This is a genomic window from Stenotrophomonas sp. STEN023 (assembly GCF_056760135.1).
Map to the genome: position 1 here is coordinate 34,512 of NZ_JBRREF010000010.1, position 12,451 is coordinate 46,962.

Genomic DNA, 12,451 nt, shown 5'->3' on the forward strand with positions numbered 1-12,451 from the left:
CGTAGATCAGGCTCACAGCACCTTTACCCTCAGCACGAGTACCAGCTCGCGGGTGTTGTGGGTCTTGCCGCGCTGGCCGAACAGGCGCCCGAATGCCGGCACATCCGACAGGCCTGGAATACCCGCATCGCTCATGCTCGAGTTCTGGTCGATCAGACCACCCAGAACCACGGTGTCGCCGTTGTTGAGGTTGAGCGTGGTGGTGATGCCCTTGACGTTGATCTGCGGCAGGGTGACCGCATTGCCGTTGGGGAACTGCTGCAACTTCAGGCTGCCGGGCTCCACTTCCGTCTGCATCGGGTGCACCAGCAGTTCGACCGACCCATCCTCGTGCACCATCGGCGCGACACCGATCACCACGCCGGAGAACAGCGAGTCGGTCTGGATATCGGTGGATTGGTTGTAGGCGCTGCCGCCACCGGTATTGGAGAAGTTGCTGGTGGATTTGGTGACGTAACGGATGTTTGAGCCAACGCTGAGGTAGGCCGGGCTGCCGTTGCGCACGCGCACCGATGGGTTGGACAGCACTTTCACGTTGCCGAACGTGCGCAGCGCATTGAGCGCAGCGGAGAAGGTGTCGCTCAGGTAGCTGATGCCCAGGCCGCGGCCGAGGGTGGAGCCCAGGGTCTGGTCGGGGAAGACGATGGAGCGGCCCTGGTCGCCGTAGCGGCCGTAGCGCGAATAGGGAAGCGTGCTGCCTGCGTCCGGAAGGATGGTGGCCGGGTTGTCGCCGTAGATGCCGGCGACACGGTTGCGCAGCACGTTCCAGTCAACGCCGTACTGGAAATCGTCGTTGAGGGAAACGTCAAGGATCTGCGCTTCAACCAGCACCTGCTTGCGCATCTTCTGCATGGTGTGGGAAATCAGGTCCTCAACGGCGCGGATCTGCGACGGCCGGCCGCGCACGAACAGGGTGCCGGTGCCAGGGTCCAGGTTGAAGCGGGCCATCTCCGGCGGCGGCGGGCCGTCCGGCGCGGTCGGTGCAGCTGCAGTTGCACCCTTTTCAGTCCCGAGGATTACCTGCAGGGCTTCATTGAGCTGCTTGTAGGGATCGTTGTCCTTGCCGACACTGCCGTTCATGGTCAGGGTGCCGCGCAGTGACTGGCCACCGCCACCGCCGCCCTGCACACCTGCGCCGAACACGTCACCACCGGTGGACAGTTCAAAAGAGGTGGCGGAGTTGAGTACGTCGACGTTGAAGATCCGGTCGCGCATCTGGCTGACCACCAAAGCACCGCCACGGGTCTCGCCATGCAGATCGAAAGCCTCCAGGATGTGGTTGTAGACCTCGCGTGCGCTCACATTCTTCAGGTGCAGGCTGGTGCGCTGGCGCTGCTCCAGAACCTTCGGGTCGACGATGAGATTCATCTTCAGTTCGTCTGCCAGCGCCCACAGCAGCTGGCCGACGTCGGCATTGAACATGCTGATGCTGACAACGCTGTTTTCCAGCGGGTCATAGGTTGGTGCCAGCGGCGCGGCGGCCGCGACGACTGCTGCCTGGCGCTGCTCGACCTGCTGGCGCAGCTTGTCCTGCTGCTCGTTGAACTTGGCAGATTCTTCGGCGATGGCGGTGCCGGTGCGCTCCAGTGCGCTGCGGTCCACCGGTGGCAGTTCGCGGACACTGCGCGGTTGGGTATTGGTGCAGGCCAGTAGCGGAAGGGTGCTCAACGCCAATGCGAACACGCGTACCGTTGGTCGGAACGGATGCGGGCGGGCGGTGGTGACGTTCGATTTCATCGGTTCTACGCCTTTGGATGATTCGGGGAGATGGACAGGACAGGTTGATTTCATCGTGTGGTGCTCATCGCCCATCCAAGCATTGAGGTAAGTCCTTCCACGACGACGACGTCGTCGTAGCTGGCGTTGGCGGTGTTGTCCGGCGCACCGAAGCAAAGGCTGGCGGCGGAAAAATTCCGGTTTGGCGTTTCGAATCCCGCCATTGCACCGGTGCCGGCATCCAGGTTCGACACCGGTGCGATCACCGCGAAGGCAGGATTGACCAGCGCGGTGACCGCGCCGGCGGGATCACAGGCAGGCAGCAGATCGCCCTGCCCGCTGATGTAATAGGCTTGGCTTTTGCTGGGTGTTGCCCGGGCGGCGCTTGCAAGGGCGGTAATCAGCCCATTGCTCCCTTCCAGGTCGGGGTTGTCGGTGCCGCCGGCAGCAGGTGCGACCAGGTCTGCACCTGCCGGGCCCCGGTAAACGGCATAGCGAAGACGCTGTCCGCGCACGGGTATGTCCAACCCCAATGACTCGTAAGGCAACCAGCCAACAGCGCTACCGCAGCTGCCGCTTGGTTCTCGTGCGCTGTCACCTTGCGCCGATGGGTCAGGGCATGGCAGGCGCTTGTTGTGCAAAGCGAACGTACGCAGCGCTTCGCGCGCCTGTTGCGCATTGGCTTTTGCACCATTGCGCTGCTTTGCCTGCGAGATGCTTTCAAACCCGGAGGTCATGGTCATCGCCAGCAGGCCGATGACGCCGATGACAACGGCCAGCTCGACCAGCGTGAAGCCGGCATTGGCGGACGCCCCGGGCGGGTGCTTGAGTGCGCGCAAGCGCATGTCATTGCACCTTGCCTGGAATGGCACGGGGAACTGCATTGGCACCGTTGGCAGCTGGCATGGCCGCGGCCGGCAGTGCAGCGACATCGAGCACCAGCTGGCTCTTGAGGCGTTGCAGCTCGGCAATGATTGCCTCATTGCGGGCTTTGCGTGCAGGCGTATCAGGCTGTTGGGTCAGCTCGGCCATTTCCACCGCAAGCAGCTGGGTACGTTTGGCGACCAGCAGGTTGTTGCGAAGCGCGTTGAGCTGCACCTGGGCTGGGACGCTGGCCAGCTTCTCGACTTCATCCAGTTGTTGCAGCAGCGTATCGACCTGGCGGAGGTTCTGGTCGGATTGCTGGCGGATCGCGGCAATCGAGCGACGGTTCTGCTCCGGGCTGGGCACCGCATTGACGGAGAGCGCATTCTGCGAGCGGCTGATGGCTGCGCCGGCGGCACCGCCGGGTTGGTCCCAGGGCAAGACGTCCTGATCGGCGGTGGCCTCTACTGGTTTTCCGTCCACGACCATCGCTGGCGCGGTTGCCTGGGGCTGCGCCAATACCGCGGTTGCCGATTTGCCACCAAGCTGGCGCACACCCATAACCAGCGCGACGCCAGCCATTACACCGGCAGCTACCCACAGCAATGTCTTGTTGCGTGGGTTCACTTGCCGGCCCCGCTTTGCGGCAGGTACGGCGAGGGAACCTTGAGCACAGTCGGCACGCCATCCGGACTTTGGATCTCGACGCTGTCGGTGCCGATATGGCGGACGCGAGAGCCATCGGCCAGGCGGGAGCCCACGCGGACCGGCTCGTCGTTGACGACTGCAGTGCGCCGTCCATTGGCCACCAGCACCATCGAGACGGCGTGGATGATCGGCTCGTTGACGGCAACGCCATAGCTTGCCTGACTGCCGGTTGTGGCGGTTTGCATGTTGCCGGGAAGTAGTGCGATCAGCGGCACCGACGTGTCGACGTCGCTGTAGCTGCGCAAGGTCGGGATTTCCTTGATGGAGAGTTTGTTGCGCGCGATGGCATTGCGCAGCTCAAGCATGGCCGCGGTTTCTTCCGAATCGGTACGCAGGCTCAGCACGGCTGGCTTGACGATGACCATCGTTGCCAGCCAGCCCACGACGGCCAGCCATACCAGCAGCGCGATTGCAGCGGTGTACTTCATTTTCATGAGCGTGCCTCCGGCTGTGTTGCCGGGCTCTTCAGCAGATAGGAGAAAAAGCCGCTGGCGGCACGGGTATTCGCTCCGCCGCCCTGGGGGTCGATGGGCTGCGGGTCGAATCCTGCGCGGCGCAGGCGTTCCACGAACATCGGCACCTGCATGCCGGGCGGTCCGCGGTCCGGATCAACGACGCCGTCAATGCGTAGTGTGTAGCTCTGGTGCTCGGCGCCATCCGGTGCGGCTGCAGTGCCGGGCGCGGGATTGGGCTTCTCTTCGAGCTTGACCCGCAGGATGCGCACGGCACCATCGGCCGCATCACGGACGACGACCAGCGAGGCCGAGGGATCTACGCTGCTCTGTAGCGTCTTGGCACGCTCCATGAAATCCAGCGTTTTCTGGAAGTCGGTCGGCACCTGCTGCTTGCTTTCCATCGCGGCGATGCGTGCTTCGATCTGCTCGATGTCATTGTTCAGCTGCTGGGCCTGGGTATTGGCCTCCTGGGCGCTGAGCATCCAGCGCGCTCCCAACGCTCCCAGCGTGATCGCAAACAACAACGATGCAGCGCTGGCGATCGGAAGCGCCCATTCGGCCAGCCAGGCGACCCGGCTTGCCGTCGGGTTGGCGGCCTGGGATACCGCACAGGCAGACTTCATCCAGCGGATACCGCTGCGATACTCGTTGTGCTCCTCGTCCCTGACGATCTGGGTGGGGACGCTGTTGATCACGACGCCACAACGCTTGGCGAAGTTCTCACGCAACAGGTCGTCCAGCCATTGCTCACCCTCGTTGGGGCGCCGAACCAGTACCGGGCACCATTGCAGGGAGATGGCTTCGACGCTTTCGTCGCTGGACAGATCTTCGCCGAACTGATTGGCCAGCATGTCCGCGGTCATTGCCAGATCGGACGGATCGTCGCTGTAGGCCAACGCGGTGCGATAGATCATGCTGTGCTTCAGCCGCGCCAGCACACTGATCTGCCGCCCGGATTGCAGGACGATGCCCTGCCGGGGCTTGAGCGAATGCCACAGCAGCGAGGTGGAAGGGATCAGCAGGCAATGGTCGGGTTGGGCTTCGCACCAGGCATACGTCTGCTGCCAGAGCTCCAACGGCACGGCACTGAACAAGGTCTGGTAACCCGCACCGATGTTGACCGTGTTGTGGACGATGATTTTGCTTTCGCCATCAATCATACCGTCCGAGCGCAGGCGTTTTTCGATCAGCGCAACCGCGTGCGCCGAGCTGCCTTCCAGTGAGATGACGCTGCTGACGGCACCTTCGAACTCACTGATGACAAATGCCGCACGTGTGAGCTTCGGGCGTACCGGTGCAAGGGTGACCCGCTGGTCGTCGAATACCAGCCATTGCCCCTGCTGCTGGATGATGTAGAGAGGGATCATGGGAGGGTTGCCGATTGGGGAGCGAGAACGTCCGGAGTGGACTCGGTCTGGAACAGCAGGCTGCCGCGCAGGCTCAGTGACACCGGCGCGGGCTTGCGATCGGCCGAAATGGGCGGATCGAACAGACCTTCTTCCGGATGGGTGACGGACAGCTCGAACGCATCTGCGCCAAACATCCGGTCATTGCTGCGCAACACAGTTGCCAACAGCGGAAGCGCTTCTTCCCGCGTTACCTGGCTCTGACGAAGATTGATCAGACGTTCGCCCCAGGTCTGTGGCGACAGCCCATGCTGCTGGGCAGCCACCAGCAGTTGCCTGGCAGACTCTGCATAGTCGACGCGAAGCTGCGCTTCCTGCTCGCGCACGCGCGCCTCCGCCAACACCTGATTGCGGCTACCCAGGTTCTGGTAGGCGCTTGCCAGTGCGGATCGAGCATTGCCGAACCAGATCGCAGCCACGACCAGGGTTCCCAAGGTAATGGCGAACAACAGCAGGGAAGTGCGACGGGAGTTGCGGAGGCGGACGAACAGAGAGGAAGCGCTCATCGACTTATTGATTCATCTTGTAGTGGGCAACCAAGGTCACGACCTGCTCGGTGTCGGTGTTCGCACCATCCGAGAGTGCATCACCGGTTCCGCCGATCTTCTGGGTGTTGTTGCCAGCCCATTCGATGCCGGGGTCGTTGGCGCTGCCCGCTGCAGCGCGCTTGACACCTTCCTGACGGAAAGCGCCGTTCTGCGCATCCGGCTTGCCATCGATTGCCTGGTCCAGGGCGCGTGCCAGATCGGGGGTCAGGCCGGTGATGACCATGACGTTGCCCGAGCCGGAATCGGTGCCCGGCTTGTTCCACTGGAAGCAGACCTGGATTTCTTGCGGGTTGCCGTTGGTATCCAGATACACGTAGCGGTCTTCCATGCCGTCGCCACGGCCCGGGGGCAGGGTGATACCGGCACGGCGCATCAGGTCACGCAGGTTGTAGTTCGCGCCGGTTTCCATCTGGCGGACCATGTTCTGGCCTTTCTGCCCACGGCAGATCGCGGAGGGCTCGGTAACGCTGCTCATGTCGCCACCGGACATGTCCTTGAAGTTGGCACCGTTGACCATCAGGCGCGGCGCGCTCTGGTTGTCGCCCACCGGCGCGCCAAGGCGCTGGTTGTAGTTGTTGTAGGCGACGACCCACTGGTCGACGAACTTCTGCTTGATACGCGTATATTCGGCGTTGCGCTGGACATCGCGGCCGATCATCACCGCGCCTAGGATCACGCCGATGATGACCAGCACCACGGCCATCTCGACCAGAGTGAAGCCGCCCTGGCGGCGCTTGGATCGCATTTGCATTGAATAGCCCCTTGTGGAAGAACATGCGTGCCCGGCGCGTATCTGCAGCGCCGGGTGATTTGTTTCAGCGCACTAGATACAAGGCCGGCGTAAGACGCACGTAAGACGTGCGTAAGAGCGGTGGCTGGGCTATCGTCGCAAGGTCACTCAATTGGCCCTGCTCATGCTGCGCAATGTCCTGTTTCTAGCTTTGTTTGCGATGCCTGCTGCAGCCTTCGCCGCAGATCGTGTAACCGGTCACGAATTCGCGACCCGCTCGGAAGTCATCGCGCCGCATGCGATGGCGGCAACCTCGCAGCCATTGGCCACCCAGATCGCGCTGGACGTGATGAAAAGTGGTGGTTCGGCGATGGATGCCGCCATCGCTGCCAACGCCGCGCTGGGCTTGATGGAGCCAACCGGTAATGGCATTGGCGGTGATCTGTTCGCGATTGTCTGGGACCCGAAGACGCAGAAGCTGTTCGGCTACAACGGTTCTGGCCGCTCGCCGCGCTCGCTGACGCTTGCCGAGTTTCAGCGCCGTGGATTGAAGGAGATTCCTGCGACTGGCCCACTGCCGGTGTCGGTGCCAGGCGCGGTCGATGGTTGGTTTGCCCTGCATGAGCGTTTCGGCCGCAAGCCGATGGCCGAGAATCTTGCGCCGGCTATCGCCTATGCCCGCAATGGGCATCCGGTGTCCGAGGTGATTGCGTACTACTGGGACCGTTCGGTGCCCAAGCTGTCGCAGTACCCGGGCTTCAAGGAGCAGTTCACCATTGAAGGGCACGCGCCGCGCAAAGGGCAGATGTGGCGAAACCCGAATCTTGCAGATACCTTGCAGCAGATTGCCGATGGCGGCCGCGATGCGTTCTACAAAGGCGCGATCGCACGCACGATTGGTGACTACTTCAAGGCCAATGGCGGCTACCTGAGCTACGAGGACATGGCCGCGCACCAGGGCGAGTGGGTGGAGCCTGTCAGCAGCAATTACCGTGGCTACGATGTGTGGGAGCTGCCGCCGAACAGCCAGGGCATTGCCGCGCTGCAGATCCTCAATGTGCTGGAGGGTTATGACTTCTCGAAGATTCCATTTGGCTCGCCCGAGCACATCCATCTGTTCGTCGAAGCCAAGAAGCTCGCCTTCGCCGACCGCGCCCGTTTCTATGCAGACCCGGCATTCTCGCCGGCACCGGTACAGCAGCTGATTTCCAAGGACTACGCCGCGCAGCGCCGCAGCCTGATCTCGCTGGACAAGGCCTTGAAGGAAGTACAGCCGGGTACGCCAAGGCAGTTGGAGGAGGGCGACACCATCTACATGACCGTGGCTGACGCCGACGGCATGATGGTGTCGCTGATCCAGTCCAATTACCGCGGCATGGGCAGCGGCATGGCGCCACCGGGACTCGGGTTCATCCTGCAGGACCGTGGCGAGATGTTCGTGCTGCAGAAAGATCATCCCAATGGCTATGCGCCGGGCAAGCGCCCGTTCCAGACCATCATTCCTGCCTTCATCACCAAGGATGGCAAACCGTTCGCCAGCTTCGGCGTGATGGGCGGCGCGATGCAGCCGCAGGGGCATGCGCAGATCGTGATGAACCTGGTCGACTTCGGCATGAACCTGCAGGAAGCCGGCGACGCGCCGCGGATCCAGCATGAAGGCTCGACCGAACCGACCGGACAGGCCACGGCGATGCGCGATGGTGGCGAAGTCAATCTTGAAACCGGCTTTGCGTACGAGACGGTGCGCAGCTTGATGCGCAAGGGTCATCGCGTGGTGTTTGCAGATGGTCCTTATGGTGGCTATCAGGCCATCATGCGTGATCCTGAGAGTGGTGTTTATTACGGGGCTTCGGAGAGCCGCAAGGATGGGCAGGCTGCGGGGTATTGACCTTCGCTTGTTGTGCTTGCGGCAGGGCCAGAGCCAGAGCACCCCTCCGCAGCCCTCCCCTTCGCTATGCGAAAGGGAGGGGGCAACGGCGGCTCCGTCCTCATCTGGTAGATCGCCAAGAACTGCCCCCCCCTTTCGCATAGCGAAGGGGAGGGTTGGGGAGGGGTAGCTCTTGGCAGTTGATCAGCAGGGGAAACAAATCAGCAACATCAGTCAGTGCAATCAATCCTGACGCTCCGATCACCCAAACACGGGGCAATTGAAGTATTCGCCCCTGTGCGCAACCTCAAAGCTGTGGTCTAATCCCGCCCGAAGCGGGGGTACCGCGGCCATTGGGTCGCGGTTGAGACATACCCTTCGAACCTGATCCGGCTCATACCGGCGTAGGGAAGCTTCGTGTGCTGCCGGTCGCTGTGCCCGTGATGGGTCAGGGCCGCGTGGCGTGCGCCTTCGCTTCGTTCCGTCATGCGAATCCCTCGCATGGCCTTCGCACCCCGCGTGTGGATAGACCAGGACGAATGCCAATGAACGCACAGCCCAGCCTGCAGCAGCAGGCCCAGCAACTCTCCGAATCCGTGACCCGGCCAATTCCCGGTTCGCGCAAGATATTCGTCGCTGGTTCGCGGCCCGACTTGCAGGTGCCGATGCGTGAGATCGCGTTGACCCGAACACCAACCCTGTTTGGCGGCGAGGAGAATCAACCCGTCACCGTCTACGACACCTCCGGTCCCTATACCGATCCGAATGCCAACATCGACCTGGCCGCGGGCCTGGCGGCGGTGCGTGCGCGCTGGATCGAAGAACGGGGCGACACCGAACAGCTGCAGGGCTTGAGTTCGCAGTTCGGGCGTGCTCGGCAGCACGATGCCAAGCTCGATGCCGTGCGCTTTCCCGGCCGTAGCTTGCCGCGTCGGGCGGTGGCCGGCGCCAACGTGACCCAGATGCATTACGCACGCCGTGGCATCGTCACCCCGGAGATGGAATACGTCGCCATCCGCGAAAACCAGCGGCTGGAAGCGGTGCGTGACGCTGGGCTGCGTGCCCAGCATCCCGGGCAAAGTTTCGGCGCCAACATCCAGCAGATAATCACTCCAGAGTTCGTGCGCGAGGAGATTGCGCGCGGTCGTGCGGTACTGCCAAACAACATCAATCACCCGGAAAGCGAGCCGATGATCATCGGCCGCAACTTCCTCACCAAGATCAACGCCAACATCGGCAACAGCGCGGTTTCTTCCGGTATCGCCGAGGAAGTGGAGAAGCTGGTGTGGGCAATTCGTTGGGGCGGCGATACGGTGATGGATCTGTCCACCGGCAAGCACATCCATGAAACCCGCGAATGGATCGTGCGCAATTCGCCGGTGCCGATTGGTACGGTGCCGATCTACCAGGCGCTGGAGAAAGTGGATGGGCGTGCCGAAGAACTCAATTGGGAGATAGTCCGCGACACCCTGATCGAACAGGCCGAGCAGGGCGTGGATTACTTCACCATCCATGCCGGCGTGCTGCTGCGACATGTGCCGCTGACCGCGAAGCGCGTTACCGGCATCGTGTCGCGTGGCGGCTCGATCATGGCCAAGTGGTGCCTTGCACACCACAAGGAAAATTTCCTCTACACGCACTTCGAGGATATCTGCGACATCATGAAGGCCTATGACGTGTCCTTCAGCCTGGGTGACGGCCTGCGCCCGGGTTGCATTGCCGATGCCAATGATGCTGCGCAGTTCGGTGAGCTGGAGGCGCTCGGTGAGTTGACCAAGATCGCCTGGAAGCACGATGTGCAGACCATCATCGAGGGCCCCGGCCATGTGCCGATGCAGCTGATCAAGCAGAACATGGACAAGCAGCTGCAGGAATGCGGCGAAGCACCGTTCTACACGCTGGGGCCCTTGACCACCGATATCGCGCCCGGCTACGACCACATCACCAGCGCGATTGGCGCGGCGATGATTGGTTGGTATGGCACTGCGATGCTCTGCTACGTGACGCCAAAGGAGCATCTGGGTCTGCCGAATCGACAGGACGTGCGTGATGGCATCATGGCGTACAAGATCGCCGCGCATGCAGCCGATCTGGCCAAAGGCCATCCAGGCGCGCAGGTCCGTGACAACGCACTGAGCAAGGCGCGTTTCGAGTTCCGTTGGGAGGACCAGTTCAACCTCGGATTGGATCCGGAGAAGGCAAAGGAATTCCACGACGAAACCCTGCCCAAGGATGCGCACAAGCTGGCCCACTTCTGCTCGATGTGCGGCCCGCATTTCTGCTCGATGAAGATCACCCGGGACGTGCGCGAGTACGCCGCCGAACAGGGCGTGGAGGAAGCACAGGCACTGGCGGCCGGCATGGCCGAGAAGTCGGCGCAGTTCCGTGAGCAGGGCGCGCAGGTGTATCGCGTTGAATAGAGCGCGCCAAATGGATTGCGTCCAATAAGCTGCGTCGAAAGGTCCGCGGCAAGCGGGCTGGACGTTTCGGCCGGGGCATCGGCGTGGATGCCCCGGCTGGCGCTTGACGCCGGTATCGGCGTGGACGTGCTAGCGTGCAGCCGTCCATATCAGGGGTAGGCCATGAAACTTCGCTTCGTTTCCTTGCTTCTCGTCTTGTCCTCGCTGCTCCTGCTGGGCGCCTGCGCCAGCACCCCGCGGGTCGCCAGCCAGGTCGACCCCAGCGCCGACTTCTCGCGTTACCGCAGTTTTGCGTTCTTCAGTCCGCTGGCGCTGGAGCAGCATGGCTATACCACCATCACCAGCAACCGCATCCGTGCGTCGGTGCGGACGCAGATGGAAGCGCGTGGCTATCGGTTCGATGAAACCAATCCGGATCTGTGGGTGAACCTCAACGCCTACCTGCAGGACAAGACCCAGGTCACCACGATGCCGGAAGTGGATTACGACTATTACTACAGCTATCGCGCTCGCGGCTACGTTGCCGTGCCGTATTGGCGTGACCGCACCGACGTGCGCCAGTACACCGAGGGCACCTTGAACATCGACGTGGTGGATGCACGCGAGAAGCGCCTGGTCTGGGAAGGTGTTGCCGTGGGTACGGTGGGCAGGATCAAGCCTGAGCAGCGCGCACAGCGGATCGATGCAGCGGTGGCGGCCATTTTCGCCGATTACCCTTACCGCGCTGGCATGCCGGCAAATCCGGTTCCCTAAGACCCCCACCGACCAAGCGCGGGTGGGCATTCAATCGCAGCGGCTGCCAGTGGCGGAGAAAGGACGCGTATGCAATCGCGCTTGAAGTGGATAGTGATGGCGCGGCGGCATCCGTCGGCGTGGTTGCTGGCGGTGCAGCTGCTCGGCGTGCTGTTGTATCCGGCGATGGAACAGACCCCGGCCGGGCGTGCGCTGTTCGGCATGTTCGGGATGGCGGTGCTGGGCCTGGCGGTGTGGGTGGTGCGGCGCAGCCCCTTGGGCATCTGGCTGGCCCTGACCCTGGCAATTCCGGCAGTGGTGTTCTCGATAGCCGGCGTTCTGCTTGAACGTTATTCGCTGATTGCAGTGGCGCAGGCGTTCGAGTGCCTGCTGTATTTCTACACCTCGTGCAGCCTGATCGCCTACATGCTGCAGGACCACAAAGTGAGCCGGGATGAGCTGTTTGCCGCCGGCGCTACTTTCACTTTGTTGGCGTGGGCATTTGCGTTCGCCTATTCAGTTTGTCAGCACATCTATCCGGGCAGTTTTGTAGCCACCAGCGAGGGCGATTTCAGGAGCTGGGTGGAGCTGCTTTATCTGAGCTTCAGTTTGTTGTCAGGGGTAGGTCTGAGCGATGTCGTGCCGGTGCATCCGCAGGCACGCGCATTGGTGATGCTGGAGCAGTTTGCAGGCGTTATGTACGTTGCTTTGGTGGTTTCGCGGCTGGTTGGTTTGACCATCTACAAAGCCGAGAAAACTGAACGCTAGATAAAAAAATCGCGCCATGCGGCGCGAATCATGTAGCTGATTATGTAATTGCGTCGGCGAGAGAGGGCCTGATGTCTTCCACGTGCGGGCACGCGGGAACGTCGTTAGAGTAATATTCGTTCCAGAAAAAACATTTGCTCTGTGCGTTGATGCCTTTTGCGGAATTTGGCGGCTTATAGGGATTCGAGTTCTATGAGCTGGACACAGGATGAGTGTCCGCCAGCGATTTTGATTGAC

Annotated in this window: 11 protein-coding genes and 1 riboswitch; of the genes, 4 read left to right on the top strand and 7 right to left on the bottom strand. The window is 62.1% G+C overall.

Annotated elements, in window-relative coordinates:
* Positions 1 to 12: 12 nt before the first annotated feature.
* The 7 genes from mshL to ACVOLV_RS04450 are packed head-to-tail and all read right to left on the bottom strand — an operon-like array spanning position 13 to position 6,448.
* Entirely contained in the window at positions 13 to 1,737 is a 1,725-nt protein-coding gene (mshL, locus tag ACVOLV_RS04420) for a pilus (MSHA type) biogenesis protein MshL (RefSeq protein WP_481553328.1), read from the bottom strand.
* A gap of 50 nt (positions 1,738 to 1,787) precedes the next feature.
* The gene (locus ACVOLV_RS04425; protein ID WP_481553329.1) at positions 1,788 to 2,561 is read right to left on the bottom strand and encodes a type II secretion system protein; all 774 of its coding nucleotides are present in this window, start codon (positions 2,559 to 2,561) and stop codon (positions 1,788 to 1,790) included.
* A gap of 1 nt (position 2,562) precedes the next feature.
* Positions 2,563 to 3,207 carry a hypothetical protein gene (locus ACVOLV_RS04430; RefSeq protein WP_481553330.1) on the bottom strand — a complete coding sequence of 215 codons (645 nt, stop codon included), beginning with the start codon at positions 3,205 to 3,207 and terminating at the stop codon, positions 2,563 to 2,565.
* Complete coding sequence (locus ACVOLV_RS04435) at positions 3,204 to 3,722, bottom strand: hypothetical protein (protein WP_481553331.1); 519 nt, start codon at positions 3,720 to 3,722, stop codon at positions 3,204 to 3,206. Before ACVOLV_RS04435 ends, ACVOLV_RS04430 begins: the two co-directional genes overlap by 4 nt.
* A complete protein-coding gene (locus ACVOLV_RS04440) occupies positions 3,719 to 5,110 on the bottom strand; it encodes a hypothetical protein (RefSeq protein ID WP_481553332.1) in 1,392 nt (463 codons plus the stop codon). The genes ACVOLV_RS04435 and ACVOLV_RS04440 overlap by 4 nt, the downstream gene beginning before the upstream one ends.
* Complete coding sequence (locus ACVOLV_RS04445; protein ID WP_481553333.1) at positions 5,107 to 5,655, bottom strand: hypothetical protein; 549 nt, start codon at positions 5,653 to 5,655, stop codon at positions 5,107 to 5,109. Before ACVOLV_RS04445 ends, ACVOLV_RS04440 begins: the two co-directional genes overlap by 4 nt.
* 4 nt (positions 5,656 to 5,659) lie before the next feature.
* Complete coding sequence (locus ACVOLV_RS04450) at positions 5,660 to 6,448, bottom strand: type II secretion system protein (protein WP_481553334.1); 789 nt, start codon at positions 6,446 to 6,448, stop codon at positions 5,660 to 5,662.
* Between the two features lie 163 nt (positions 6,449 to 6,611).
* On the opposite strand from ACVOLV_RS04450, the gene ggt reads away from it, so the two are divergent.
* The 4 genes from ggt to ACVOLV_RS04470 all read left to right on the top strand — a co-directional run bounded on the left by ggt (position 6,612) and on the right by ACVOLV_RS04470 (position 12,214).
* Positions 6,612 to 8,315: a gamma-glutamyltransferase gene (gene ggt, locus ACVOLV_RS04455; protein WP_481553368.1), complete on the top strand. Its 1,704-nt coding sequence runs from the start codon at positions 6,612 to 6,614 to the stop codon at positions 8,313 to 8,315.
* Positions 8,316 to 8,621: 306 nt separating this feature from the next.
* A riboswitch (TPP riboswitch) is annotated at positions 8,622 to 8,723 on the top strand.
* A gap of 116 nt (positions 8,724 to 8,839) precedes the next feature.
* Entirely contained in the window at positions 8,840 to 10,714 is a 1,875-nt protein-coding gene (thiC, locus tag ACVOLV_RS04460; RefSeq protein WP_481553335.1) for a phosphomethylpyrimidine synthase ThiC, read from the top strand.
* A 162-nt stretch (positions 10,715 to 10,876) separates the two neighbouring features.
* Positions 10,877 to 11,467 carry a DUF4136 domain-containing protein gene (locus ACVOLV_RS04465; RefSeq protein WP_481553336.1) on the top strand — a complete coding sequence of 197 codons (591 nt, stop codon included), beginning with the start codon at positions 10,877 to 10,879 and terminating at the stop codon, positions 11,465 to 11,467.
* Positions 11,468 to 11,536: 69 nt separating this feature from the next.
* On the top strand, positions 11,537 to 12,214 hold the full coding sequence (locus tag ACVOLV_RS04470) for an ion channel (RefSeq protein WP_303747338.1): 678 nt from the start codon (positions 11,537 to 11,539) through the stop codon (positions 12,212 to 12,214).
* The last annotated feature ends 237 nt before the right edge of the window (positions 12,215 to 12,451 follow it).